Here is a 25,571-nt window from a genome sequence, read left to right on the forward strand (position 1 = left end):
GTGTTTAATACAGGATTTTAATATGAAAGTTCAAGTAAAAGTGCTGGATTCACGTCTTGGTCAAGAATGGCCAATGCCAACCTATGCAACCCCAGGTTCAGCGGGTTTAGATCTTCGTGCATGCATTGATGAAGCAACACAAATTGAACCAGGTCAAACTGTTTTGGTGAAAACAGGTTTAGCAATTTATATCCAAGATCCAAGTTTTGCAGGTTTGGTTTTACCTCGTTCAGGCTTAGGGCATAAGCATGGTATTGTTTTGGGTAATTTAGTGGGTTTAATTGATTCAGACTATCAAGGTGAACTGATGGTGTCCGTGTGGAATCGTGGACAAACAACATTTACGTTAGAGCCAGGTGAGCGTTTAGCACAATATATTCTTGTACCTGTGGTACAAGCTGAGTTTGATCTTGTAAATGATTTTGAAGCAACTGAACGTGGTGCGGGTGGCTTTGGGCATACTGGCAAAAATTAATCTACTTTTGTATTAATTTCTTATCAAAAAGCCTGTAATTCAGGCTTTTTGTCGTTTTTTTCTAGCTTTGTAACCAAAAGTATATTTAAAATATGTCTTATATTTGCCTATAATAGTTATATAAACAATTTTAAATAACTTTGATTTTGTCCTAATTATAAAAAGATGACTCTATATTAGTTATCTAAAGGGAGGAAATCATTAGAAGTATTGCTTATGATAAATTCTTTAGAATTTCCTCATCATATTTTTCGTGCATATGATATTCGTGGAAAAGTCGAGTTATTAACCTCTGAGTTGATTTACTGTGTTGCGCAAGCCTTAGTAAAACAATATCAACAGCAGCAACAAGATCACATCGTGATCGGTTATGATGCACGTTTGACGAGCCCAATTTTTGCCAAAATTATCGAAAATGTATTTTTACAGCATCATTTTAAAGTGATTTCGATTGGATGCTGTGCTTCACCACAAATGTATTTTGCTGCAAGAAAAGCCCATGGCAATGGTATCATTGTGACAGCTAGCCATAATCCTAAAACCGACAACGGCATTAAGTGGATTATCAATGCAGAGCCACCAAGTCCTGAAATGATTCAATCTGTTGGACAGGAAGCTGAGCGTTTATTGGAACAACAAAAATTAACGATCACAGCGCCTCAAGTAAAACATGAAATCAAAACTGAGTTTTGTACAGCCTATCAAGCTGCAATTTTACATGATATTTATCTAAAACGTCCGCTGAAAGTCGTGATTGATGGTTTGAATGGTTCGGCAGGTTTTTGTTCACAACTTATTTTAAAAAAATTGGGCTGTGAAGTGATTGCTTTACGTTGCAATGCTGATGGTAATTTCCCTGATCATGCACCTGATCCATCTCAAGCAACACATTTAGAATTATTACGACAGAATATTTTAAACCACCAAGCTGATCTTGGCATTGCACTGGATGGTGATGGCGATCGTGTGGTGATTTTAGATGAAAATGCCCATATTATTTCTGCGGATCGTTTGATGGCATTGTTTGCACAGATTTGTTTAGCTGCTAATCCACATCGTGAGATAGTTTTTGATGTGAAATGTTCTTCTATGGTGCGTGAAACCATTGAGAAAATGGGCGGTAAAGCCACCATGATTCGCACAGGTAGTAGTTTTTTGCGTAAATATTTAACCCAGTCCAAAGGTCAGGCGGTCTTTGGTGGTGAATATGCAGGACATTATGTGTTTAATGATGGGCGTGGTTTGGGCTATGATGATGGTTTATATGCTGCCTTGCGTGTCATGGAATATTTATGTGAATTGCCACAGGAAATGACATTATCTCAAGTTTTAGAGGCATATCCTGAGCGTTGTTATACCGAAGATACCTATATCAGTACTCACAGTACAAATCCCAAAAAAGTACTCAGTGAAATTGAGCATTTGAGCACAGGCTATGGTGCAGAATTAATAAAAATAGATGGGATTCGACTTGATTTTGATCATGGATTTGGCATCATTCGAGCATCGAACACAGGTGAGTTTTTTACAGTACGTTTTGATGCCGACAATCCATCGCGTTTAGATGAAATTCGACAAACATTTGCGTCCATGTTGCATGATCATTATCCTATGATTGCTCAAGACATTTTGAAAGCTCATTAATTACCATTTCTGAAGGGGAGAGGCGTAATGCCACATCAACATACTGGCACTGACAAAGCGCAAATTTTGACAGAAGCTTTACCGTATATTCAACGCTTTTCAGGTAAAACGCTAGTAGTGAAATATGGTGGCAATGCGATGACTGATCCTGCCTTGGAAAGTTCATTTGCACGTGACATCGTGTTATTAAAAACGGTTGGAATTAACCCGATTGTGGTTCATGGTGGTGGTCCACAAGTTGATTCATTTTTGAAACAACTGGGTCGTGAATCTGACCGTATTGATGGAATGCGTGTGACTGATCCTGCAACGATGGAAGTTGTAGAAATGGTACTAGGGGGGAGTGTCAACAAATCTATCGTGAATTTGATCAATAAGCATGGTGGTCGTGCCATTGGTTTGACAGGTAAAGATGGTAATTTATTACGTGCTAAAAAATTGTTAATGGAAAAAGTCCAAGACGATGGCACGGTAAAACAAATTGATCTTGGTTTAGTGGGTGAAGTGACTGGCGTTAAAACCGATGTGTTGGAAATGTTCAGCCAAAGTGATTTTATTCCTGTAATCGCCCCTTTAGGTGTGGACGAAGAGGGTAAAACGTATAACATCAATGCTGATCTAGTTGCAGGTAAAGTTGCAGAAGCATTGGGTGCAGAAAAACTGATTTTACTGACCAATATCACAGGTGTTTTGGATGAAAATAAAAATCTTTTAACAGGTTTGTCAACCCAAGAAGTTGATCATCTGATTGAAACAGGTGTGATTTATGGTGGGATGATTCCCAAAGTGGGTTGTGCTTTAGATGCAGTTAAAGGTGGTGTTGTCAGCGCACACATTGTTGATGGGCGTGTGCCACATGCGACTTTATTAGAGATTTTTACTGATCATGGCGTGGGAACTTTAATCACCAACCGAGCTAAAACATCGTAACTTATAGTTTAAATTGATGAAAAATGTCAGCTTTATGCTGACATTTTAGATATTAATTACTGAACTTCATTTATCTATGAAAACTTAAAAGATTAAAATCATTTAGTTGTATTTTTAAAACTTAATAAATATAATGATTCTCATTATCTATATCAATTATCTTTTTATTTCTAATGAGCGTGTTATGATGAAAAAATTAAGCTTATTTACACTTAGCTTATGCAGTGTTATGTCTGTACAAGCACATATGTTGTGGTTAGAACGTGGTGCAGATCAAAAAACTAAAGCATATTTTGGTGAATATAGTGAGAATGTTACGGAATCACAGCAAGGTCCACTCAAATCATTTAATACAGCTAAAGCAATTCAAGAACAAAAAGAAATTGCTGCAACTGTAAATGATCAATATCTGATATATGCCACGAAAGGTATAGCAGATGTTCGAGTGAGCAATGACTTAGTACATGGTGACATGTTGGCACAGTTTCGTGCTAAGGCTGGGCGTAACTCAACACAAGCTGTTGCAGAATTAGAGCTTGTGCCTATTGCGGCGAGCAGTAATACTTTTACAGTAATTTTTCAAGACAAACCCCTTGCAAAGCAAGAGGTTACAATTTTTGCACCAAATCGTTGGAGTAAAACATATTACAGTAATGAACAAGGACAAATTACTGTTGAAACACCTTGGAAAGGTCAATACGTAATAGAAGCTGGTAAATCGGTAGAACAAGCTGGTGAATATGATAAAAAAGCTTATAAAAACCGTTATGTTGTCGCAACATTAAGCTTTGAAGTAAAATAATTTAAAATTAAAAAATTGGGTGATGTATCTAAAGCAATACGATCAAACAGTAGATACTTTATATACATCACCATTGAGCAATATTTTAAATGTTCATAAAATAGTCATTTCTTTGTCATTTAGATTCTCTAGTGTGATGAAAAGCACAAGGAGTTCTAAATTATGTTTGCAAAATTAAATCAATACAGACAAAACATTAGCTTTCCATTAACTCGACCTAAAAAAGCGCAATTACAGTATAAATTTGAGTGGGCAGAAGACATTAAACAACTCAAAGAGATTCAACGGTTTCGTGCAGAACAATTCTCAGAACAATTTGGTATCCAGTTTGAAAATGGTTTAGATCAAGATATTTATGACTTAGATTGCCATCATGCTGTTTTACGTGATAAATGGAGCAATGAAATCGTTGCTTATACCCGATTGAAACTGGTTCAAGGCAATGATTTAGCCAATAGTTATAGCGCTCAAGAGTTTGATGTTTCTCAGTTTTCACATTTAAATAATATTGTTGAAATTGGTCGAACTTGTGTCCATCCACGCTATCGTAATGGTAAGGCATTGTCGATTTTGTGGTTAAACCTTGTACCGATGGTGCTATGGAAAATGAAAGCAAAACACTTGATGGGTTGTGTCAGCATTCGTTTAGAAGACAATAAAGCACGTGCCTATTACACCCATCAATTTATCAAAAAACTTAATCAAAATCAGACAATCAATGTTCCTGCTCGTCCAAGTTATGAACCAACACATCCTGAATTTAGTTTTCCACAAGATGAACGCATCCCAAAATTATTCGATGTATATTTGAAAATGAAAGCACGTTTGTCACAACAGGCATATCATGATCAAGATTTTAACTGCTTAGATTATTTTGTATTTTTAGATGTGAATGAAATTGCCAAGAGTTTTGTACTCAACAAAATGGTGAATCGCTCATAAAATAAGAAAAACATACTTCGTTTGTAAACATTCAGATTTGCAAGCGAGGTGTGACTCATGCACAATATTCACATAATGATCATATTCAAATAAAAGATTATGTGCCAACTCCTTGGAATGAACTGTGCAACACCTACAGATATTACTTTTTCTTTTCGTGGCTTTTCCCAACGAGCAGGGATAACGTCTGATCATTCAGATGGTTTTGGCATTGCATTTTTTGAAGACAAAGCTTGTCGTTTATTTGTAGATAATCAGTCCGCAGTTGAATCTCCGATTGCAGAGCTAGTGCGTAACTATCCGATAAAATCACGCAATGTGATTGCCCATATTCGCAAAGCAACACAAGGCAAAATCACTTTAGAAAATTCACATCCTTTTGTCCGTGAGTTGTGGGGCAGACAATGGATTTTTGCCCATAATGGTGATTTACATGATTTTCAGCCACAATTGTCAGGACGTTTTACCCCTGTAGGCAATACAGACAGTGAACTCTCGTTCTGTTACTTATTAGATAAGTTTGTTGAAAAATTTGCTTATGAAGAACCCTCTTTAGATGAAATATTTGCTGTGCTGCTAGAGATTTCTCCACAAATTGCAGAACATGGTACGTTTAATTTTTGTTTATCCAATGGAAAAGCTTTATTTAGTTATGCAACGACAAAACTGCATTGGATTGTGCGTGAATATCCATTTAAACCTGCCAGTTTAATTGATCTTGATGTAGAGGTTGATTTTAGTGAAGTGACTACACCTGAAGATCGAGTTGCAGTGATTACCACTGAGCCTTTAACCAATAATGAGCAGTGGCATGCTTATCAAGCAGGTGAAATGATTTTATTTCAACACGGACAACCGATTAAACAGGCTATGACCGTGGTTGAACGTTTGCAACGTGAAGCGAAAGATCCGAGTTTAAAACGGGTGACTAAAGCGGATCAATATTAAGAAAATAGAATATGGGTTTAGTTTAATTGTATTTCATATATTTTTTTAAGATATATTTAATTTTATATTTTGCTGTTTAAAAAATATGGTTATTAATATTTATTTAATGATGATTGTATTTTATTAAAGTATTCTAATTAATATTATTTTCCATTAATTTATAACTTTAAATTATGGGTTGGTTAAATAATACTTTATTCTTTTACTCGGGATTTATTTAAATCATATTGTAAAACAGTGATTTATAATTTTTTATTTTTAAAATTTTGAATCCCGACTAATCTTGTTGATTTTTATTTATATTCTAAAAGGCTATGATGTAGCTGAATGATTGAAAAATTTTTTTGAATTGTGTAGGGCATTGCGATGAAGATGAAATGGCTTCCTGAATATAATACAGGGATTGAGGTTATTGATGATCAACATAAACGCATTTTAGATTATATTAATGATTTACAAAATGTAGATGTTGTTTCTGACCGTGCACAAATCAAAGAGATTTTAGATAATATTATTGATTATACGCAGTCACATTTTACTTTTGAAGAAAGCTTGCAAGAAGAAGCAAATTATAAATATCGTGTACCACATAAACGTGTACATGATTTATTTATTAAGCGTATCGAAGGTTATCGTCAGGATTTCCAAGATGGTAAATCAATCGAAAATGAATTAAGCGAAGTTTTAGCAAAATGGTTGATTAATCATATTCAACATGATGATGCGGATTATGTTGGTGCTGTAAAGCATAATATGATCGGCATTATTCGTGAAAATGAAAAGAAAAAAGGCAAGAACTGGTTTCAACGCTTTTTCTCTTAATCAGGATAATAAAAACTGAAATAAAATTAATAAGATTCTTATTAGCGCAGCAAACCAGACGTTTTGGTTTGCTTTTTTTTATGCCTAAACTTTGATTTTCATTGAGGACAAAGGCAAAATAGCAGCACTTTATTACGAAACACCTCATGCAGGATTATTCTATGTCACGATGGTTATCGCCGCTCATGGCATTTTGTTTATCATTTATGATTATTGTTGGCTTGGCGCCAAGTTTAGGTATTCAGCTTGATCGACAAATTGATTTTTGGTTATTGTGGTTAGCAACCATGCTCATTTTGGCATTGCCAATCACCTATTTAGAAATTGCACTCGCAAAACGCTCAAAACAAAGCCCACTTGCAGCTTTGGCAGCCTTAACTCGGGATGCAGATGCTTCACAAAAATGGCGTATTGTGGGATGGTTGTCAGTTGCATTTATTCCATTTCTTGCAGGTGCAATTTTATCTAATATCAGCGTAAATGCTTTGCAAAGTATGCAATTGGGTCTACAAGCAAATGTATTCTTTGTGATTTGTGCGGTGGTGGCATTTGCCTTATCGTTCTTATCTCGTCAAATCTTAGTGTTGCTTACAGCACTTGCGGTCATTGCTTCTTTGCTCGTGGCAAATATATTTGGTACAGCTTTACAACCTTGGCATGTGACTCCAATCGAGTTTAAAGAATGGGGCAATGCTACGATTTTGGCATTGGTTGCGAGTGGCTTAGGATTGGGCTTATATTGGCAGACCAATACCTTGCATGCAAAAGAAAGTGCTGCAACAGGTGCTGTATTGCCGATTTGGTTGGCACAATTAGCTGCTGTGATTGCTTTTGGATTCTTTGCTGTAAGTGCTCAAATCCCAGCATATACTGTGTGTTTTGCAGCAATTGCGAGTGCAGCCTTATTATTACAATTGGCAAAAGAACAATTGGCACAACGTCAAATTGCACCTGTTTTGCAGTTTGTGCTGATGTTGGTTGTGTTGTTGGTTTGGGCGATTCCAAATATTGCAGCAATTTTTAATCCAATATTGATGTTATGGGGCTTGGTGATTTGTTTGATCTATGCCATTTTTGTTGGTTGGATCATGAAAATCAGTCATTTGCGTAAGGCGATGAACTTTAGTAATGAAGCTTTTTATAATATTTGGCGTATTGCTGTTCGTATCGTATCGCCTTTAGCAATTGTACTTGCGATCATTGCTTTTGTAGGACAGTTGTTTTGATGTCAATATCTGATCAAGCTTTTGCTAAAGTCTGGGTGGCGTATGCTACCCCTACGCAGCAGTTTCATATAGCTGTTGCTTTCCAAGACGGTATGACTGCTTTGGATGCAATGATACACAGTGGTATCCAAGCACAAATCGAATTACCTGAAACATATCAATTAGGAATTTTTGGGGTAAAGATTGCCGATGAACACCAATTACTTAAAGCAGGTGATCGGGTCGAGATTTATCGTGCATTGACCATTAACCCTAAAGATATTCGTCGTAATCGTGCCAAAGCCAATCCTGTTGGGCGTTATTGTCGTGGCAATCGCTACCGTCAATTATTATCCAAATAGCACTATATTTCGCTCATCGCTTAAAACTATAGCCTTGATAATAAAAAACCCCTACATAAGGGGTTTCTTTTTATTATAAATTGACTATAGTGGAGGCGCATTCAAAATTGCTTCTTTGGAAGCAGGCAAACCAGGTTGAGACTCTGGAATCGTGTCTAATCCTTCAATATTAGTTACAATTCCTGACTCATTAAAATATATTTTTAAGTGTTGGCCATGTGCTGCTGGGATTTTTGCTTTTTTAGCATAAGTTCCCGGGATGTAGTTGTAAATGTAGTCCCAACGACTAGGATTCAATGGATCTGTCACTGTTGGACTGCCGAGCAAAAAGCGGACTTGTTGATAACTCATACCGACTTGAACTTTTGAGGCTTGAGCTTGGGTGAGTGGTGTTCCTTGTGGAATGTCTACCTTATAGACACCAAATACTGAACACCCACCAAGTAAAGAAGCGACGAATAACGTCAGCATGATTTTTTGCATTTTGCTACACTATCCCAAATTAATTATGATGCAATTGAACTATGGATAGATCATACTGCATCTCAAGACTGTTGCATATTCCAACTTAAAATTTGTTGAGAGACCCTTTTATATGCCTATTTCAAATCAAGATTTACGCAAAGCTGGACTTAAAGTTACCCTACCACGAATCAAGATTTTGGAACTATTAGAAAATTCAAGACAACATCACTTGAGCGCGGAAGACATTTATAAAACATTACTTGAACAAGGTGAAGATGTTGGTCTAGCAACCGTATATCGTGTGTTAACACAGTTTGAGGCTGCTGGAATTATTCAGCGCCATCATTTTGAAAATAATCATTCTGTTTTTGAAATCATGCAAGAAGATCATCATGATCATCTCGTATGTCAAAATTGTAATAAAGTGATTGAATTTACAAATGATATTATTGAACATGAACAACATAAAGTTGCTGAACAATATGGTTTTAATCTTACAGGACATTCATTAAACCTTTATGGTTATTGTGATGAACAAGAGTGCCAAGACGCTTTTCGTAAGAAATAAAATCACATAAATACAACAAATTAAAAAAGAGCAAATGTAAATTTGCTCTTTTTTTGTTCTTGGATTCAGTGAAAAATTACTGACCATCAAAAGTGAGTTTGTTGCTAGCATTTAACAATTGTGCGCCACCTTCTTCATCCAGTTTAATTTGTAGACGTAAATCATTCGGTGAGTCAGCATGTTTTAGCGCATCTTTATAGGTAATTTGACCTGCTTTGTAGAGATCAAATAAAGCTTGGTCAAAAGTTTGCATACCCAATTCACGTGAACGTTTCATCAGGTCTTTAATTTCATGGACTTCACCTTTACGGATCAAATCTGAAATTAATGGTGAGTTAATCAGAATTTCGATCGCAGCACGGCGTGAATTACCATCAGGTGTTGGAATCAATTGTTGTGCAATCATTGCTTTTAGATTTAAGGATAAATCCATAAACAATTGGCTATGACGGTCTGATTCAAAGAAGTGAATAATACGGTCGATTGCTTGGTTGGCATTGTTTGCATGCAGAGTGGCAAAAACCAGGTGACCTGTTTCAGCAAAGGCAATCGCATAATCCATAGTTTCACGAGAACGAATCTCACCGATCAGGATCACATCAGGCGCTTGACGTAAGGTATTTTTCAGTGCGACTTCAAATGAGTCTGTATCAATTCCCACTTCGCGCTGGGTAATAATACAACCTGCATGTTCATGTACAAACTCGATCGGGTCTTCGATGGTGATGATATGACCTTTGGAGTTTTGATTTCGATAACCAATAAGAGAAGCTAAAGAAGTCGATTTACCCGTACCTGTTGCACCTACGAAAATGATAATGCCACGTTTGGTCATGGCGAGATCTTTTAAGATCGGAGGTAGTTTTAGATCTTCCATCGTTGGAATCGTAGTTTCGATTCGACGTAAGATCATCCCAGGTTGGTCACGTTGCTGAAATGCGCTGACACGAAAACGTGCAGTTTTGTCTTTATTCACAATCGCAAAGTTACATTCACGTGTATCTGCAAATTCTTTACGTTGCTTATCACTCATAATCGAATGAATGATTTGTCCAACTAATTCCCCGGTCAGTTTGGTTTTGACCACAGGAACAATTTGACCGTTAATTTTCATTGATGGTTCAACATCAGCAGTAATAAACAAATCCGATGCTTGTTGCTCAATCATCATGTTGAGCAAGTCATTAAAATCCATTCTAATTCCCCAAATTTACTTTTTTTCTTATAAGAATGATTCTGGCTGTTTCGCAGCAGTACGTGCCGCTTGTGGGCTGATTGTGCCTTTAGATACTAAAGTTTTTAGGCTCTGATCCAGCGTGGTCATACCATAGTTCGCACCAGTTTGAATCGCTGAATACATCTGTGCCACTTTGTTTTCACGGATTAAGTTACGAATCGCAGGTACACCGATCATGATTTCATGTGCAGCTACACGACCGCCACCATTTTTCTTTAGTAGAGTTTGTGAAATAACTGCCTGTAAAGATTCTGATAACATAGCACGAACCATGTCTTTTTCTTCGGCAGGGAATACGTCAATCACACGGTCAATAGTTTTAGCAGCAGAAGTGGTATGTAGTGTGCCGAAAACCAAGTGACCTGTCTCAGCTGCTGTGAGTGCTAAACGAATAGTTTCCAAGTCACGCATCTCACCGACCAAGATAATGTCTGGGTCTTCACGCAGTGCCGAACGTAGTGCTTCGTTAAAGCCGTGAGTATCACGATGCACTTCACGTTGGTTGATCAAACATTTCTTTGACTGGTGTACAAACTCGATTGGGTCTTCAACTGTTAAAATGTGGTCATAGCGATTGTCATTGATATAATCAAGCATTGCTGCCAATGTTGTTGATTTACCAGAACCCGTTGGACCTGTGACCAGTACAATCCCACGTGGATAATCACAAATTTCTTTAAAAATTTGACCAAGACCTAAATCTTCCATAGTCAAAACTTTTGATGGAATGGTACGGAATACAGCACCTGCACCACGGTTTTGGTTAAATGCGTTCACACGAAAACGTGCGACTCCTGGAACTTCAAAGGAAAAGTCTGTTTCAAGTAGTTCCTCATAATCACGGCGTTGTTTATCATTCATGATGTCATAAACAAGACGATGTACATCTTTATGCTCAAATGCAGGCAGATTGATGCGGCGCACTTCACCATCGACACGAATCATTGGTGGCATACCTGCTGATAAATGTAAATCTGAAGCGCCATTTTTTACTGAAAAAGCGAGTAGTTCTGTAATGTCCATAATGTCCCCAAAGTAAAACTTATTTACTTAATTATTTTGTAGAATAATAAGGCTTTCTGTCAGCATAACCAACATGTGATGAACAAGAAAGCTGAAATTTTTTTAAATGAGACCTTGCCGATGAATGATTTAACACAAGCCCATAAGATTGTCCTTGAACAGATTAAACAAGCGTGTCAAATTGCCCAACGAGATGTGCAAGAGGTGCAATTATTGGCAGTGTCGAAAACCCATCCAAGTGAAATGTTAAAAGCAATGTATGAGACGGGACAGCGTGCATTTGGTGAAAATTATTTACAAGAAGCTTTAGATAAAATTGAACAATTACAAGATTTAGATATCGAATGGCATTTTATTGGACATGTACAACGTAATAAAACCAAACATTTGGCTGAAAAATTTACTTGGGTACATGGGGTAGATCGTCTGATTATTGCGGAACGCTTGTCGAGTCAAAGAACAGCAGCGCAAACGCCTTTAAATATTTGTTTGCAAGTGAATATTGATGCACAAGATACAAAGGATGGTTGTCAGCCAACAGAAGTTACTGAATTAGTTACTCAGATCAGTCAATTGCCACATGTAAGATTACGTGGCTTGATGGTGATACCTGCACCAAACAACACACAAGCATTTACAGATGCTAAGACATTATTCGAGCGAGTTAAAGTACAACATGCACATCCTGAGGATTGGGATACATTGAGTATGGGAATGTCTAGTGATATGACCGAGGCGATTGCAGCAGGCTCAACTATGGTACGTGTAGGCACAGCATTGTTTGGTACGAGAGATTATTCCAAATAAGCATTGGAGTCAGCAGTAAAATATTGAACTATAGGGTTCAGTATTACGTTGAAAATTGGACATTTCCTGCTAAATTGAGTACAAAAATACTGCAGTTTAATTTTATAAATTGCTGGAATAGTATTTTAAATATCAATACGCAGGGAAGAATATGTCGAGTTATTATCAGTTATTACAACGCACAGTCGATGAACACGGCGTGGTCACTGCACATTACCAATCCACTCTTCATGCACAAGGTGCATGGAATGAACATGAACAACATATGGCACCTGCAACAGGGGTGATTTGTGCAGAGTTAGAGCAATTTTCACCACGAAATGATGTACGCATCGGACGGATTAGTCTAGACATTTTTGGGCTGATTGCAGGTGGTGAGTTTAGTATCACCACCAAAGTGATTCGTGGTGGAAAAACCATTGAACTGGTTGAGTCGGAAATGGTTGCACAAGGCAAAGTCTGCATTGTCGCAAGAACATGGCGTATGATGACCAATAACAGCCGAGATGTTGCTGGTTTGGAAGATCAAAAGATCGGGACGCCAGAAAATTTACCCGTTTGGCATGAAATTCGTCAATGGCCAGGGGGATATATTCAATCTATAGAGGCACGTACAGAGCAACGCCGTAAAGGTGCAGGAATCGTATGGTTAAGCAATGAATTAGATATGGTTGAAGGGCAAGAAACCACTGCATTTGTTAAACTGATGGGGATGGTGGACACAGCAAATGGGATTGTTGCACGACAGACACCGCCATTTAGTTGGGGTTTTCCAAACTTAGACCTACAGATTCATTTATATCGTTTACCACAAGGCAAATGGTTGGGTTTAGAAACAGTACAACAATATGGAGAAGATGGAATAGGCTTAACTAGCTCGGTATTACATGACATTCATGGACCATTTGGACGCAGTGAGCAAATTTTGACATTGCGCCCAGTTTAGGTATATCTGCAACTATTTAAAAAAGTTGCTTAGAGTTGTGTATCCGTTTTAAACATTATCCAACAAATGGCTACAAAACCGTGGTTTCATATCTGTTTATATGACGTTAAATCATTTTTTTAATAAAAAATTAAATAACAGGATCATAGATGATGAAACCACATTATTTACTTGCACTGATTGGGGCTGGATTACTTACTGCATGTACATCACAACCCATTAGTCAAAAAAGCAATGCAGAATATACACCCGCAGCAGTTCAAGCTGAAAGTAGCACAAACCGTGTCAGTACAAGTCAACAATTAGGTACAAAATGGGGCGATGACGTTAGCTCTTATGTACAGCAGGTAAATTTAAAAAGATTATCGAATCAACCTGTTGATGAAACACAAATTCGCTATGCGGGTAAACAATTTTCAGGGCGTAGCATTAACAGTATTTCTCTTGCAGCAGGGAAAGTCAGCTTTTCTGTACTTGATGATCGTGGGCAAAATTTAGCGATGTATCGGGAAGGGCAACGTTATTTCCTTTCAGGTAATGATGGACAGAGTTATCAATTGCGTTATACCAATAGCAGTGCACAAACTTTTGAGGTTGTAGCAAGTGTGGATGGTTTAGATGTATTAGATGGTCGTCAAGCATCTCGCCAAAAAAGTGGTTATGTGTTGCATCCTTATAGTTCGATCTCAATTGAAGGGTTTAGAAAGAGTAATAGTGCAGTGGCGTCATTTACCTTTAGTTCGCCTCAGCAATCGTATGCAGCTAATAATTCACAGGGTTCAATTCAAAATACAGGGATTATTGGCACAGTGATTTATGAATTAAAAGCGCCGAAAGCTGAACGAGTGCCACAAAATGCTGGGTATGCACCTGCACCAAATGCATTTCCTGCGGATTAATTTTCTAATGTTATAATGTTACATAAATGCAAAAAATAAGCATTAGAGAAATTGCAAAATTCGGGTTATGCTCAATCTGATAATAATCTTAGTGCCTTAAAAAAATGACTATTCAATTGAAGAAAATCAATTTTGAATAGATGCCAAGTCATCTTTGAAAAAAGGTAATGATCATGAAAATTATAAATTATTTTTTATGTTTGCTCATGTGTGTATTTCTTGCTGCTTGTAGTAAAAAAGAGTCGCAAAGTGATGTATCGGCTTCAAGCAATTCATCAACCACAACAAGTGCAGATGCTGCTGCAACGGATGCAAATAATGATGTTGCAAGTGATGAAAAACTTGGGACTAAATGGGGCGATGAAATTGACTCATCAGTGACTGAAGTTGATTTAGAACGTAAGTCAAATTCTCCAATTGCAGAAACCTTAGTACGTTATGCTGATAAGCAATATCAAGGCAAACCGATTCAAGGAATTTCAGTCGCAGGTGGAAAAATTAGCCTAACGATTATTGATGATCGTGGTGATACGATTCCTTTATATCGTGTGGGTTCAAACTATTTTTTAGCAGGGCGTGACGGGCAAAGTTATCAACTGCATTATGAAAATAACACCAGTAAAACCTTTGAGATCGTGACAAGCGTGGATGGTGTAGATGTGATTGATGGCAGTACAGCATCACGCAATAATTCAGGTTATGTTCTGCATGCACATGATACTTTAACCATTGAAGGTTTCCGTAAAAGTGCTGATGCAGTGGCTTCATTTACCTTTGGCAAGCCTGAGGAATCCTATGCTGCAAATTCTGACAATGGTTCCATTCAAAATACAGGCATTATCGGAACTGTAGTGTATGAACTAAAAGCACCTGAAGAAGACAAAAAACCAATCAATAAATATGCGCCGCCACCAAATGCTTTCCCAGCAGATCGTGATTGAAAAATAGATGAGATTTAGGGTATTTTCTTTAAGTGGAAAATACCTTGAATAAAAAGAGAATGTTATGAAAAAAATGACCATGCTTATTTTGGGCTTATTTTGTCTAAATACAGCACCAGTATTTGCAAATAGCTATGAAGATTCATTTAAGAAAGCCATTGCGACCCAAGCAACAGCTGACGATTTTTTGAAAAATTATGAAGCAACCCTAAATGAATTAGAGAAAAAAATTGAGGGTTGGAGTGCGAAACCTGATGAAAGTGCAGAAGTATGGTTTCCAATTTGTATTGGCTATGAAAATATGGCAACGATTTTGAAAAATAATGTGAAATATAAAAAACAGTTTGATGAAAGTTCTTTTGCAGCTGCAATGAATTATGATGAAACTGTTGAAAATTATCAAAATGAAATCGAACTTGCTGCTGATCTATGTCAAAAAGCCAAAAAAGCAATGCCGTAACTATTTTGTAATTCACCAAGTGATTCATCAAGATGGTTAAAGCTATATTGATGATATTATTGAATGAATGGCAGCATGAAGCTGCCATTTTTTAACTCACTACTTCAATGGTACTTGCCCCTGCACCCAAAGGCTTGACCTGAATCTGTACAGGAATGCGTTCATGCATGTCCTGAATATGGGAAATGAGCACCACTTTACGTCCTTGGTTTTGCAATTGATCAAGTGCATTCATAACCATGTGCAATGATGAAGCATCAAGCGTACCAAAACCTTCATCAATAAACAGCGATTCAATTTTCATTGAACCCGATGCCATATTGGCAATTGCCAAAGACAAGGCGAGAGCAGTCAGGAAAGATTCACCACCTGAGAGCGAAGCCACAGAACGGGTTTCACCATCCATATCATGGTCAATAATCGCTAAACTCAAAGAGTTATCCAGACGTTTTAAAGTATAACGTTGAGATAACATCGCCAATTGCTGATTGGCATGTTCAAGTAAAATATCGAGGTTAAACTGTTGAGCATAATCACGGAATTTCTTGCCTGTGGAATCACCCATTAAGCCTGAAATTTTGCTCCAGCGATGTTCTTCCTGTTGGACTTCTAAAATCTGATCTGCAAATTGTTTTTGTTTTTGCACATTGCTGTCATGTTTTGCTAGATCAATTTTGATCTGATCACGAATCTCTGACTGCGCTTTCAGTGTTTCAATATTCGCCACAATCAACTGCTGTAATTGTGCAAAATCAATTTCAGGTTGTTGCAAAGCATGTTCAGCCAGTTGCGCCTGAATGGTTTTAAGCACAGAACTTGCTTCGTGCAGTAAGCGTTCAGTATTTTGCAGGTTTTGGCGAATCTGCTGTTCCTGCGCAGACGTGATCTGTGTTAGTTCAGCCAGATCATTCACCTGAAAATCAGCATGAACATTCAACCAGTTTTGAATATCACGATTCACTTGATTTAGATTGTTTTGGCTTTGTTGCTGTTGAGCTTGTAATTGCTCTACACGGCTTTTTTGCTGATCGTGTTGGCTACGTGATTGGTCAAATTGCTGTTTCAGATGCTGATATTGTGTTTGTAAATTTTGGCGTTTAGCATCATGTTCAGCCAACCATTCATTCGGTTTAACATCACTTAAACTGGTCATTTCTAAGATCAGTTGATTGGCTTTTTCTGTATTTTGTAGTCCTTTAGTTCTGATCGCATTGAGGTTTTCAGTGCTCTCAGCAATTTGCTTGGACGTATTTTCCAGATTTAGTTGTACTGTCTGAAGCTGTTGCGATGCATGATCAAGTTGTTGTTTCAATTGCTCAAATTGTTCAAGTTGTTGGAAACGTAGTTTGAGTTGTGTATGCAGTTGCTGTGCTTGTACAGTCGTCTGTTGTTGCCATTGTTCTTTTTCAGTATCAGATAAGCATGCCGCAAGATGTGAAACCTGCTGTTGTAAATTATGTGCATTTTGCAGTAAATGTTCAGCCTGTTGGATATTCTGCATCAATTGTTGCTGTTGTTTAATATTCACAATCGACTGATTGGTCTGTGTTTCAATATGCTGTAAATCGAACTGATTTTGCTGAATAAATTGTTGGATTTTTTGTGTAATTTCAGCAGATGATAAGTTCAGATCTAGTTGAATATTCGCTGTTTGAATCTGCTCATTTAAAGCATTCACAACTAGCGCAGTCTTCTCAGAATTGCTTTGAATCACAGCTTTTAATTGTTCATGCTCAGCAGAGAATTTGCTAAAAGATTGCTGTGATTGTTGCCAAGTTTTTAAAGCCTCTTGTTCCTTAATAGTTGCTTGCTGTTCTTGCTGTTGATGCAGATCAAACAAGGCTTTAGACACCGCAGAATCATCCACTTTATAGGGATGCGAAGTGCTGCCACAGACCAGACACGGTTCGCCATCAGTCAATTCTGCACGTAAATGTTCAACATTTTCAGTATGCAATAAACGTTGTTGTTGCAGTATTTCCTGCAATTTCAACCGTGCGTCTTTTGCTGATTGGTAGTCTTGTTCTACAATTAAGGTGCTTTTTTCAGTTTGCTGTAATTGCGCCGTGATCTGGCTAAATTTTTCATGGATCTGCAAAGATTCATTTTGTAAATCAAAGAATTGATTGAGCTTTTGTTGAGTCACATCCAGTTGATTGCGTTGATGAATCTTTAAATCACGTTGTAGTCGCCCTTGTTCAACCTGTTGTTCAAGTTGTGCACTATTTCCAAACTGTGCAATGACTTGTTCTAATTCAGTTTTTTGTGCACCGAGCTGTTGCTCAGCTTGTGCTGAATTACCGAGTTGATTTTCAATATTTTGATAGTGCTGAATAAATTGGGCGAGTTGCTGTAGATGCGCAGATAAACCTTTATCTAAAGTTGTAAATTGTTGGGTAGATAACAGTTGTTCATTGACATGATTTTTCTGTTGTTGAATCTGCTGAATCTGTTGCTCAAGTTGCTGTTTTTGTTGTGCATAAGGTTGTTGAGTCTGTTCTAATTCAATAAGCTTTACTTGAGTTTTCTTAAACTCAATCACGATACGATCACGTTCGGTATTACAGTCACGTACTGCATTAATCTTATTTAGATTTTTATTTTCAAAATTTTGAATTTCAGCCAGTGCAGTTTCAGCTTGCAGATATTGAGTTTTTTGAGCTTCAAATTGTGTTGATAATTCATTAAATATATTTTGTTGTTGCTGAATTTGTGGCACAAGTTCCTGTTCAGCTTTGATCAGTTGCTGTTGCTGAAACACATAAGGACGAATTTCGGAGAATATTTCCAAACGTGTTAAACGTTCATGCTCAGGTGCTAAGCTTTGTTGTTCTTGAAGATAAGTACCAACCTTTTGCTGTTTTAAAATAATCTCTTGATCAAACTTTTGCTTACGTTCAAACCAGAGGCGTTGCTTTTCAAGTTGTGCCTTTTTAGCATCCAGTTTTTGATATTCAGCATCAACCATTTGAAACTGATTGGATAATTCAGTGACCTGTTCATCTGAAAGGATCTCGATATGTCCAAGCAGATTTTCAAGTTCTTTACGTTTTACTGCAACGGCTTTGGTACGTTCAAAAGCCAATTGACCGATCTTGGCAAAGATTGAAGAATTGGTTAAATATTCAAGTAATTCACCTCGTTCATTGTCACGGGCTTTTAAGAATGCGGTGACTTCAGATTGTGCCAACAGTACCGCACGGGTAAACTGCTCAAAAGTGAGTTGGGTGATTTGATGAATACTGGCATCGACGGCTTTGGCTTTATCTGCAACCACCACACCATCAGTCAGGCATTTTAAATAACGCTGTACGCTTTGCAGTTTTCCATCAGCTTTTTCACGTGAACGTTTCAGTTCCCAACGGGCTAAATAATGTTTCTGATCCTGTGCCACAAAAGTCAGTTCAGCAAAACCATGCGCCGTGCCACGACGTAAAACGGTCAGTGGTGAATTGGTCAGTAATTCTGATCCATCAACATCAGTGAGTTTGCCATCACTGTCTTTTAAACGTGGAATTTTATTAAACAGGGCAAGACACATCGCATCTAAAATGGTGGATTTGCCTGCACCTGTTTTCCCCACAATCGCCACTAAACCTGCCGAAGCCAAAGGTTCAGATTCAAAATCAATAAAATGTTCACCTGAAAGAGATGCCAGATTTTTAAGTCGAATAGATAAAATTTTCATGGCAACTCCTTATGCTTTGTGTTCATCTTCAAGTGATTTTTCGGCTTCATGAACGAGGCTTAAAAAGTCTTTCAGCACAGCATCATCATTGGCATAACCATTTTTTTCCCAGATTTGTTGAAACAGTTTTTCAGGTGTTGGTGGTTCTAAACTGACTTGAACTGCATCATCGCCATTTTTTTCTGTGGTTAGATACTGTCGGGAAATACGCACTAAACGATAACGATTTGGTGGCAAAGCATCTTCAAACTGTTGTCTTAAATTAGGCTGTGGCGGAACATGGGTATGGTACTCAATATCCACATATTCACGCTGATCAATATCGTCAATTTCACCACTTGCTAAGGCTTTTAACTGCGTAAACACTTCATTCAGTTCGCCTTTGATCTTATGCAGTTTGATACTGCGTGGAATGGCAATCGCTTCATAGTGAAAACGCGATTCATCATTTTTTGATGGATCAATCGTAACTTCAACAATCTGATGTTTATAGTTTATTTCACTGAACGAGAGCGGAATTGGCGAACCGCTGTAGCGGATATGTTCCTGACCGACTTTCTGTGGTTTGTGCAAATGCCCAAGTGCAACATAGTCAATCACATCATCAAAAAGTGCTGTCGAAAGTGCTTCTTCATTACCAATAATAATCGGGCGTTCTGAGTCCGAAGTTTCACCGCCTTGCATGTGAGCATGTGACATCAAAATTAAAGCTTGATCATCGGTTTTACGTTTTTTAGCTGCTGAAATCAGTTGCTGATGCACATAGGCAATCGCATTTTGGCTATTGGTTGTGTGTTCATTTAACCCTGTAATTTCTGCAGGACGTAAAAAGGGTAGAGCTAGACACCATGCGACTGTATTTTTATTTTCATCATGGAGTGGGATCAGTAAACGGTCTAAATCAATTGAACTTTCATTGTTCTTATGGATGACACCGACTGTTTTAGCATGGTATTTTTCAAGTAATGGTTCAACCTGTTCGATACGATAACCTGAGTCATGGTTACCTGCAATCATGAGGGTTTGCATGTGTGGTGCAAGATCGTGGGCATCTGCAAGGAATTGGTAAAGCTGTTTTTGTGCCGATGAAGCGGGATTGATTACATCGAAAATATCGCCTGCAATGAGCAAAGCATGTGGCTGTTTTTCTTTGATTTGTTCGAGTAACCATGCAAGGAATTGTTCATGTTCGTATTGACGGGAATGGTTATAGAAAAATTGTCCCAAATGCCAATCTGAAGTATGAAAAAAGCGTACAGTCATGTGAACTCAAGTCTTTGAAATGCCCTGTGTAATTTAGCATGTTTTTCATTGTTGGACTTGAGTGATATGTATTTAAGCGACAAAAAGTGTCGCCTAAATTTCAAGAGTATTTCACTATATGATCAACGAGATTGGGCTTTCATTTTCTTTAAAGCATTTAAAATATAATAGCGACGCTGTTCATTTAAATCACCACCAAACGTGTAGGAACTCGTACCCTCGAGCACAATTGCTTCTTGCTCGTAACGCTGAAACCATGGTTTTGAAATACCATTATTAATTGATGAAATCTCACGCCATAGAAATGATTTTTTACTGCCGATTGGACCGACACCTGTAAAAATCGTTCCACCTTCACGATTGGCATGTATTTCGACTTTACCAAATACACTCATGAGGCATTGTATGATCATGAGAATTGAACCGAGTAAAAAGGGGATACCAAACAGAGATTCAAATAAACTAAATTGTTGATTTGCTATCTGTGAGCCGTAGAGCATGCCGAGTGAAAAGCCTGACCAAACTAAGGTAAATGGAATCAAATACAATGCTGTAGCACTACGTGTCGTCGCTCCAAAAATGACTTCATTGGGTTTGGGTTCGTACCATGCACCACTTGGAGCTTGATTGATTTGGAACTTGGAGTCCGTATCATTTAAACCTTCTGAGGCTTTAAAGATATGTGAGCAAAATGTACATTTGGCAATATTATCTTGAATATTAATGTTTTCGTTTAAGATTGTTGAGTTGCATTGAGGGCATTTCATAATGTATGAGTAACCTTTATTATTTTAAATAAATCAAAGTATTAAATTATTTACTTATTAAATTCAAATGAACGATTTGCTTAAATGACATGATTTAAGCACCTGCATGAGCATCAATTTGTACCAAACCAAAAGTGTTATTGTCTGTATCTAAAAAGTAACCTTGCCAACATTTATTGGGAATGGCGAATTTTTCCATTGCAACTTGACCGCCCAAAGCTAATATTTTTTCAGCAGTTTGATCAAAATCAGCAACTTCAAATGAACAGGTAAATGCATTGGTTCCACAATGTGTTGGAGGCGTTTGTGCAGGGCGTTCGAGTAAACCGCCATGAATATTCGTAGTTTCGATCTGATAATATTGGATTGGTAAGCCTTCGACTTTAGTAAATGTCCAACTAAAAACTTCACTGTAAAATTTTACTTCTCGCTCAGGATTTGAGGATTGGATTTCGAAGTAGGTGAGGGCGGTCATTGTTATTATTCCTGTTTGATTTTTACTTAAAGATAAAGCAATTTTGCAAGTTTCAATGTATAAATACTGAAACTATAAAAACGATGAAAATTTTGGAATATTGATGTCATGAACAAAGAAAAGCTCAATGAACTGCGCTCCAAAATTACTATTCCACTTGCTGAGGCTTTGGCTTTACTCAGGCAATATGATGAAAATATTGAACGATGTATACAGGCGTATCACGATGAAAATATAGGAAAAATTTGTTTTGAAACAGCTTGTGAGTCAATGGTTGCAGAAAAATATTATTATGACGTTTCATATCAAAATAATGTAAAAAAGGTCGTTGAAAAAATTATACACATCAATGATGCACTGAATGAAATGCCGATCAAATTAACGGTAGAAGAAAATCCTGAAACTGTAAGCAATATTGGTTTTTTTATTTGGGCAGCAGATGAAGATTTGGAATTTATTGTTAGTGAGAAAAATAGACGATATTTCATACCAAGCGATGATTTTTCCTATGTGATTGAAATTTTTAGATCAATGTATCCTGTTTTAAATCCTTGCTCAGGAAAAATGGAACGGTATTTTGATGCTTGTTTTGATAATTATTTTGGTCAAGAGACTATTCAACGTATTATTTCAAAGATTCAAATATTAAATTTTTTAGATATTAATGTTATGAATTTTTTAGCAAAAATTGTTCAATGCCTTGAAGAAAAAATGTCTATAGGTACTTATGTTGTTGTTGAGGGAAATCAGTAAAGTGATGAACAAAGAAAAGCTCAATAAACTGCGTTCCAAAATTACTATTCCACTTGCTGAGGCTTTGGCTTTACTCAAGCAATATGATGAAAATATTGAACGATGTATACAGGCGTATCACGATGAAAATATAAGAAAAATTAGTGAGGAAATAGGCTGTGATGAAAGAAAAGCTCAATTGTATTATCAAAAATTTGGTTTTGACATGCAAAAGATCCAATATCAGCATAATAAAAATTCGCATATTCCATGCATAATTTTAAAATATGGTGAACGTATAGATATATATCCACGTGTGGGTTTTACTATTTTAGCTGAAGATATAAATTATAATGAAAATATATCATCAGATTATCAGCAATATTTTGCCTATTTAGAGGATTGTGATGAGGTTTTACCGATTATTAAAAGTCTTTATCCAATCTATAACCATCGCTTTAATAAAATAGAAAAAGATTTTGATGTATGTTCGAAAAGCAATTATTTTGAGCATTCCACAATACATAAATTAGTTGATCAATTAAAAGGCAAAGCAAACAATTCAGATTCCCAAGAATTATCTGATTTTATTTATTCACTTATTGCATGTCTTGAGCAACAAATGAAATTTGGACATTATGTGGTGATTGCAGGGAATTTATAAAAATGAAACTTAACCATAAGATAGATATTGATTTAAAAGCATTTATTCTCAATGGGAAATTTGATTTTGTAGAAATTGGACAAACACAAGAATGGTTGGCACAGAATTTTGCAGATCCTGATGATCGAGGGGATGGGAGAGAACAAGTAGAGATTTGGCGTTTTGGAACTATTGAGTTCTATTTTTTTGAAAAGGAACTTTTTCAAATTTTCTGTGATGGTTTGCATCAGCTCAAAAAAAGTCGAAGTTTAAATATTCAACCTTGGGTGTTGAAAAAATATAAAAAAATGACATTGAGCAAATTTTTAAAAATTTTGAATAAAGAACAAGTTAACTATTCAGTTAAACATGATTCATCACTCAATAATGCGATTGTAAAAATCAGTAAGAGTCAGGTGATAGTATACTTTTCGCCTGAATATGGCGTAGAAGATGTCCAACCACCTCAATATCTAATCAATGGATTTTGTTTAAATCATGAGCATGGTTTTGAACGAGACTCCTAAGTTTTTCTAAAATTTTTGCACCGATATAGTCTTTAAAATATTTATTTTGTTTATGTCTATAGTATTCATTCCAATAGCTTACAATTCTACTTTCAGTTGTTCTGAAATATTTAGGATTTTCTAAAATAAATTCAGCGAAATGTGTTTGATTTTCTACATTAATAAAAGGTGCAATACTGAGTAAAATTTCCTGAACATATTCACCTAATAATTGAAAAACATAAGGAATAATAAAATCATCAAGAGGGCAATTGAGTAAGCGTTCAAGCATGGTCTGACGAATAAAACCATCATGGTGGCGAGTATAGATACAACATAATATTTTCTGCTGAATAATGGGAAAATTACTGAATTGTGGGTTATTCGGCAGTTTAAAATAGGTGCGTACAGGAAGATGTATCACGTCCTGTTTAACAAAGACTTGATAAGTATGTTTTGAGTGAAATTTTGTGCTATATGATTGTAAATAGTTCAAGACTGCCAATACATCTTCTTCAAGGTATTGAGGAAATGCATTTAAATAAAAGCGTTGAAAATCTCGATCCATTTTATTTGGTTCATTCGGATTTATTTGAATTATCCCTCGGATACTCCAAAATCCTCGGAAAATGAAAATCAAAACTATCCAAAGCATATTTATACAATTGAGCAGGGCGTTTCCCTGCAATTTTCGATAGATCTGTTTCTTCAACCGCACCCGCTTCAATCATACGACGTCTAAATGATTTCTTTTCTAAACTTTGCCCTAAAATAATTTCATAAATTTGTTGTAGCTCAGTCAGGGTAAACAATTCAGGCATCAAACTGACAGGCAAAGCGGTATAACGTGCCTTAGAACTTAAACGTTCTACTGCCATATCTAAAAGCTGTAAGTGGTCAAAAGCCAAATCGAGTTTTTTGGCATCAGTGATGGAAACCCATTCGCTGTATTCAGTCTGTTCAGTGGCGATGCGTTGAAACTCTTTAAAATCAATCAGGGCAAAATACAAAGAGGTTACCGCCCAACCACGTGGGTCACGGGTTGGATTACCCACCGTACACACTTGTTCCAAATGTGGTGATTTCAGCCCTGTTTTTTCGACCAATTTACGATGTGCCGAAGCCATTAAATCTGTATCTTTAGATAAATCGACAAAACCGCCTGGTAGCGCCCATTTGTCTTTTTGTGGAAAATTAGAACGCTTGATCAGTAAAACTTGTAACTGACCTGCGTCAACAGAAAAAATCGCCATATCGACTGTAAATAAAGGCGCATCAAATTCTTTTTTATTGTATTGATTTAAAAAATCTTGTTCTGAAGAAAAGGTCACAGTCAGGCTCGCTTTATTTTATAAAAGTCAAAAGTTCATAGGATTATTGCAGGCTATAGGATTTTCTCCAAATGTTTTCACATAATCTGCATATTTAGGTGCTTTTGGCATTGTTGAATGCTTGTAAATGTCTTTAATATTCGATGGTCAGCATAAATTACGATGCTATGATCAGTACATAATTCTACTGATCTCATTCAATATGAAAATAAAAATACTCAGTTTCACTATATTCACCCTACTTGCTACAACCTCATGGGCTGACAAAGACATTAAACCTGTGATTCAGGGTAAAACTTATTCATCTTTTGAAATGAATATCAAAACTTTGCCGAAGCCAATCAAAATCATCAAAGGTGAGCCTGATGAATGTAATGGCGGAAATTTTCCAGATCAACATGATTTTGGAACCTTTACAGTGAACGACAATAATCAAATTCAAACAGTTCATATGCTTAAAAATAATGCTGTGATTTTTTATGGCAAAAAATTGGATGCAAGCACCACCAAAAGTAGTTTTCTCAAAAACTTTAAAAATATCGCACAGCAAGATGAAGACAATCCGAATCGATTTTTCGCATCTTCAAGCGATGATGAATATAAATCGATTCAATTCTATTTTAAAAATAACCGTTTAGATTATTATAGACTTTGGGAAAATGATTGCTAATTCATCAGATTCTATCCTTG

The 25,571-nt window shown here is 36.7% G+C and carries 28 protein-coding genes; 19 read left to right on the forward strand and 9 right to left on the reverse strand.

The genetic code is table 11. The annotated features are described in order from the left end of the window. The first annotated feature begins 22 nt into the window (after positions 1–22). From dut to AVJ19_RS02175, 9 genes are all read left to right on the forward strand, one after another. Positions 23–475: a dUTP diphosphatase gene (dut, locus tag AVJ19_RS02135; RefSeq protein WP_111858172.1), complete on the forward strand. Its 453-nt coding sequence runs from the start codon at positions 23–25 to the stop codon at positions 473–475. Positions 476–691: 216 nt separating this feature from the next. Next, positions 692–2,119, forward strand: a complete 1,428-nt coding sequence (locus AVJ19_RS02140) for a phosphomannomutase/phosphoglucomutase (RefSeq protein WP_111858173.1) — start codon at positions 692–694, stop codon at positions 2,117–2,119. 27 nt (positions 2,120–2,146) lie between these two features. Continuing rightward, on the forward strand, positions 2,147–3,049 hold the full coding sequence (argB, locus tag AVJ19_RS02145) for an acetylglutamate kinase (RefSeq protein ID WP_111858174.1): 903 nt from the start codon (positions 2,147–2,149) through the stop codon (positions 3,047–3,049). Positions 3,050–3,233: 184 nt separating this feature from the next. Further along, positions 3,234–3,851, forward strand: a complete 618-nt coding sequence (locus AVJ19_RS02150; protein ID WP_228203265.1) for a DUF4198 domain-containing protein — start codon at positions 3,234–3,236, stop codon at positions 3,849–3,851. Between the two features lie 162 nt (positions 3,852–4,013). Then, the gene (locus AVJ19_RS02155; protein WP_111858176.1) at positions 4,014–4,793 is read left to right on the forward strand and encodes a GNAT family N-acetyltransferase; all 780 of its coding nucleotides are present in this window, start codon (positions 4,014–4,016) and stop codon (positions 4,791–4,793) included. 99 nt (positions 4,794–4,892) lie between these two features. Then, entirely contained in the window at positions 4,893–5,741 is an 849-nt protein-coding gene (locus AVJ19_RS02160; RefSeq protein ID WP_111858177.1) for a class II glutamine amidotransferase, read from the forward strand. A gap of 366 nt (positions 5,742–6,107) precedes the next feature. Further along, entirely contained in the window at positions 6,108–6,563 is a 456-nt protein-coding gene (locus AVJ19_RS02165; RefSeq protein ID WP_111858178.1) for a bacteriohemerythrin, read from the forward strand. A gap of 146 nt (positions 6,564–6,709) precedes the next feature. Next, positions 6,710–7,789, forward strand: coding sequence for a hypothetical protein (locus AVJ19_RS02170; protein WP_171334150.1), 1,080 nt, complete (start codon positions 6,710–6,712; stop codon positions 7,787–7,789). Further along, entirely contained in the window at positions 7,789–8,130 is a 342-nt protein-coding gene (locus AVJ19_RS02175; RefSeq protein ID WP_111858180.1) for an RnfH family protein, read from the forward strand. Before AVJ19_RS02170 ends, AVJ19_RS02175 begins: the two co-directional genes overlap by 1 nt. An 84-nt stretch (positions 8,131–8,214) precedes the next feature. Here the strand turns inward: AVJ19_RS02175 and AVJ19_RS02180 are convergent, their stop codons facing one another. Then, a complete protein-coding gene (locus AVJ19_RS02180) occupies positions 8,215–8,613 on the reverse strand; it encodes an outer membrane protein assembly factor BamE (RefSeq protein WP_111858181.1) in 399 nt (132 codons plus the stop codon). Between the two features lie 112 nt (positions 8,614–8,725). Between AVJ19_RS02180 and fur the strand changes: the two genes are divergently transcribed. Beyond that, positions 8,726–9,163, forward strand: coding sequence for a ferric iron uptake transcriptional regulator (gene fur / locus AVJ19_RS02185; protein WP_111858182.1), 438 nt, complete (start codon positions 8,726–8,728; stop codon positions 9,161–9,163). 76 nt (positions 9,164–9,239) lie between these two features. On the opposite strand, the gene AVJ19_RS02190 is transcribed toward fur, so the two are convergent. Continuing rightward, positions 9,240–10,358, reverse strand: a complete 1,119-nt coding sequence (locus tag AVJ19_RS02190) for a PilT/PilU family type 4a pilus ATPase (RefSeq protein WP_111858183.1) — start codon at positions 10,356–10,358, stop codon at positions 9,240–9,242. A 27-nt stretch (positions 10,359–10,385) separates the two neighbouring features. Beyond that, positions 10,386–11,423, reverse strand: a complete 1,038-nt coding sequence (locus AVJ19_RS02195) for a type IV pilus twitching motility protein PilT (protein ID WP_111858184.1) — start codon at positions 11,421–11,423, stop codon at positions 10,386–10,388. A 120-nt stretch (positions 11,424–11,543) separates the two neighbouring features. Between AVJ19_RS02195 and AVJ19_RS02200 the strand changes: the two genes are divergently transcribed. From AVJ19_RS02200 to AVJ19_RS02220, 5 genes are all read left to right on the forward strand, one after another. After that, entirely contained in the window at positions 11,544–12,230 is a 687-nt protein-coding gene (locus tag AVJ19_RS02200; protein ID WP_111858262.1) for a YggS family pyridoxal phosphate-dependent enzyme, read from the forward strand. Between the two features lie 151 nt (positions 12,231–12,381). After that, positions 12,382–13,176, forward strand: a complete 795-nt coding sequence (locus AVJ19_RS02205) for a thioesterase family protein (protein WP_111858185.1) — start codon at positions 12,382–12,384, stop codon at positions 13,174–13,176. A gap of 149 nt (positions 13,177–13,325) precedes the next feature. Continuing rightward, the gene (locus AVJ19_RS02210) at positions 13,326–14,075 is read left to right on the forward strand and encodes a hypothetical protein (protein WP_111858186.1); all 750 of its coding nucleotides are present in this window, start codon (positions 13,326–13,328) and stop codon (positions 14,073–14,075) included. Positions 14,076–14,248: 173 nt separating this feature from the next. Continuing rightward, on the forward strand, positions 14,249–15,016 hold the full coding sequence (locus AVJ19_RS02215; protein WP_111858187.1) for a hypothetical protein: 768 nt from the start codon (positions 14,249–14,251) through the stop codon (positions 15,014–15,016). 64 nt (positions 15,017–15,080) lie between these two features. Beyond that, the gene (locus tag AVJ19_RS02220) at positions 15,081–15,476 is read left to right on the forward strand and encodes a hypothetical protein (RefSeq protein WP_111858188.1); all 396 of its coding nucleotides are present in this window, start codon (positions 15,081–15,083) and stop codon (positions 15,474–15,476) included. A gap of 91 nt (positions 15,477–15,567) precedes the next feature. Here AVJ19_RS02220 and AVJ19_RS02225 read toward each other — a convergent pair whose 3' ends face one another. From AVJ19_RS02225 to AVJ19_RS02240, 4 genes are all read right to left on the reverse strand, one after another. Then, entirely contained in the window at positions 15,568–19,164 is a 3,597-nt protein-coding gene (locus AVJ19_RS02225) for an AAA family ATPase (protein WP_111858189.1), read from the reverse strand. A 9-nt stretch (positions 19,165–19,173) separates the two neighbouring features. Continuing rightward, complete coding sequence (locus AVJ19_RS02230) at positions 19,174–20,427, reverse strand: exonuclease SbcCD subunit D (RefSeq protein ID WP_111858190.1); 1,254 nt, start codon at positions 20,425–20,427, stop codon at positions 19,174–19,176. A 122-nt stretch (positions 20,428–20,549) separates the two neighbouring features. Next, a complete protein-coding gene (locus AVJ19_RS02235) occupies positions 20,550–21,194 on the reverse strand; it encodes a hypothetical protein (protein WP_111858191.1) in 645 nt (214 codons plus the stop codon). Positions 21,195–21,288: 94 nt separating this feature from the next. Further along, the gene (locus tag AVJ19_RS02240; protein ID WP_111858192.1) at positions 21,289–21,669 is read right to left on the reverse strand and encodes a VOC family protein; all 381 of its coding nucleotides are present in this window, start codon (positions 21,667–21,669) and stop codon (positions 21,289–21,291) included. Positions 21,670–21,777: 108 nt separating this feature from the next. On the opposite strand from AVJ19_RS02240, the gene AVJ19_RS02245 reads away from it, so the two are divergent. From AVJ19_RS02245 to AVJ19_RS02255, 3 genes are read left to right on the forward strand one after another with little or no spacing between them, the layout of a single operon-like run. Next, positions 21,778–22,422, forward strand: a complete 645-nt coding sequence (locus AVJ19_RS02245; protein ID WP_111858193.1) for a hypothetical protein — start codon at positions 21,778–21,780, stop codon at positions 22,420–22,422. Position 22,423: 1 nt separating this feature from the next. Continuing rightward, on the forward strand, positions 22,424–23,065 hold the full coding sequence (locus AVJ19_RS02250; protein WP_162626518.1) for a hypothetical protein: 642 nt from the start codon (positions 22,424–22,426) through the stop codon (positions 23,063–23,065). A 2-nt stretch (positions 23,066–23,067) separates the two neighbouring features. Further along, positions 23,068–23,571, forward strand: a complete 504-nt coding sequence (locus AVJ19_RS02255) for a hypothetical protein (RefSeq protein ID WP_111858195.1) — start codon at positions 23,068–23,070, stop codon at positions 23,569–23,571. Here the strand turns inward: AVJ19_RS02255 and AVJ19_RS02260 are convergent. Next, positions 23,522–24,118 (reverse strand): hypothetical protein, encoded by a 597-nt coding sequence (locus AVJ19_RS02260; protein ID WP_111858196.1) that lies wholly within the window; start codon positions 24,116–24,118, stop codon positions 23,522–23,524. The two genes, AVJ19_RS02255 and AVJ19_RS02260, sit on opposite strands and share 50 nt — an antisense overlap. 10 nt (positions 24,119–24,128) lie before the next feature. Further along, entirely contained in the window at positions 24,129–24,881 is a 753-nt protein-coding gene (locus AVJ19_RS02265; protein WP_111858197.1) for an NUDIX hydrolase, read from the reverse strand. Positions 24,882–25,083: 202 nt separating this feature from the next. Here AVJ19_RS02265 and AVJ19_RS02270 point away from each other — a divergent pair, with 202 nt between their 5' ends. Next, positions 25,084–25,551, forward strand: coding sequence for a hypothetical protein (locus AVJ19_RS02270; RefSeq protein ID WP_111858198.1), 468 nt, complete (start codon positions 25,084–25,086; stop codon positions 25,549–25,551). The last annotated feature ends 20 nt before the right edge of the window (positions 25,552–25,571 follow it).

This window comes from Acinetobacter sp. CFCC 10889, assembly GCF_003268395.1.
Classification (GTDB): Bacteria; Pseudomonadota; Gammaproteobacteria; order Pseudomonadales; family Moraxellaceae; genus Acinetobacter.

Bases quoted from the DNA above. Each gene is read 5' to 3' on its own strand.
- dut (WP_111858172.1), top strand. From the start codon at position 23: ATGAAAGTTCAAGTAAAAGTGCTGGATTCACGTCTTGGTCAAGAATGG.
- AVJ19_RS02140 (WP_111858173.1), top strand. From the start codon at position 692: ATGATAAATTCTTTAGAATTTCCTCATCATATTTTTCGTGCATATGAT.
- argB (WP_111858174.1), top strand. From the start codon at position 2,147: ATGCCACATCAACATACTGGCACTGACAAAGCGCAAATTTTGACAGAA.
- AVJ19_RS02150 (WP_228203265.1), top strand. From the start codon at position 3,234: ATGATGAAAAAATTAAGCTTATTTACACTTAGCTTATGCAGTGTTATG.
- AVJ19_RS02155 (WP_111858176.1), top strand. From the start codon at position 4,014: ATGTTTGCAAAATTAAATCAATACAGACAAAACATTAGCTTTCCATTA.
- AVJ19_RS02160 (WP_111858177.1), top strand. From the start codon at position 4,893: ATGTGCCAACTCCTTGGAATGAACTGTGCAACACCTACAGATATTACT.
- AVJ19_RS02165 (WP_111858178.1), top strand. From the start codon at position 6,108: ATGAAGATGAAATGGCTTCCTGAATATAATACAGGGATTGAGGTTATT.
- AVJ19_RS02170 (WP_171334150.1), top strand. From the start codon at position 6,710: ATGCAGGATTATTCTATGTCACGATGGTTATCGCCGCTCATGGCATTT.
- AVJ19_RS02175 (WP_111858180.1), top strand. From the start codon at position 7,789: ATGTCAATATCTGATCAAGCTTTTGCTAAAGTCTGGGTGGCGTATGCT.
- AVJ19_RS02180 (WP_111858181.1), bottom strand. From the start codon at position 8,613: ATGCAAAAAATCATGCTGACGTTATTCGTCGCTTCTTTACTTGGTGGG.
- fur (WP_111858182.1), top strand. From the start codon at position 8,726: ATGCCTATTTCAAATCAAGATTTACGCAAAGCTGGACTTAAAGTTACC.
- AVJ19_RS02190 (WP_111858183.1), bottom strand. From the start codon at position 10,358: ATGGATTTTAATGACTTGCTCAACATGATGATTGAGCAACAAGCATCG.
- AVJ19_RS02195 (WP_111858184.1), bottom strand. From the start codon at position 11,423: ATGGACATTACAGAACTACTCGCTTTTTCAGTAAAAAATGGCGCTTCA.
- AVJ19_RS02200 (WP_111858262.1), top strand. From the start codon at position 11,544: ATGAATGATTTAACACAAGCCCATAAGATTGTCCTTGAACAGATTAAA.
- AVJ19_RS02205 (WP_111858185.1), top strand. From the start codon at position 12,382: ATGTCGAGTTATTATCAGTTATTACAACGCACAGTCGATGAACACGGC.
- AVJ19_RS02210 (WP_111858186.1), top strand. From the start codon at position 13,326: ATGATGAAACCACATTATTTACTTGCACTGATTGGGGCTGGATTACTT.
- AVJ19_RS02215 (WP_111858187.1), top strand. From the start codon at position 14,249: ATGAAAATTATAAATTATTTTTTATGTTTGCTCATGTGTGTATTTCTT.
- AVJ19_RS02220 (WP_111858188.1), top strand. From the start codon at position 15,081: ATGAAAAAAATGACCATGCTTATTTTGGGCTTATTTTGTCTAAATACA.
- AVJ19_RS02225 (WP_111858189.1), bottom strand. From the start codon at position 19,164: ATGAAAATTTTATCTATTCGACTTAAAAATCTGGCATCTCTTTCAGGT.
- AVJ19_RS02230 (WP_111858190.1), bottom strand. From the start codon at position 20,427: ATGACTGTACGCTTTTTTCATACTTCAGATTGGCATTTGGGACAATTT.
- AVJ19_RS02235 (WP_111858191.1), bottom strand. From the start codon at position 21,194: ATGAAATGCCCTCAATGCAACTCAACAATCTTAAACGAAAACATTAAT.
- AVJ19_RS02240 (WP_111858192.1), bottom strand. From the start codon at position 21,669: ATGACCGCCCTCACCTACTTCGAAATCCAATCCTCAAATCCTGAGCGA.
- AVJ19_RS02245 (WP_111858193.1), top strand. From the start codon at position 21,778: ATGAACAAAGAAAAGCTCAATGAACTGCGCTCCAAAATTACTATTCCA.
- AVJ19_RS02255 (WP_111858195.1), top strand. From the start codon at position 23,068: ATGAAACTTAACCATAAGATAGATATTGATTTAAAAGCATTTATTCTC.
- AVJ19_RS02260 (WP_111858196.1), bottom strand. From the start codon at position 24,118: ATGGATCGAGATTTTCAACGCTTTTATTTAAATGCATTTCCTCAATAC.
- AVJ19_RS02270 (WP_111858198.1), top strand. From the start codon at position 25,084: ATGAAAATAAAAATACTCAGTTTCACTATATTCACCCTACTTGCTACA.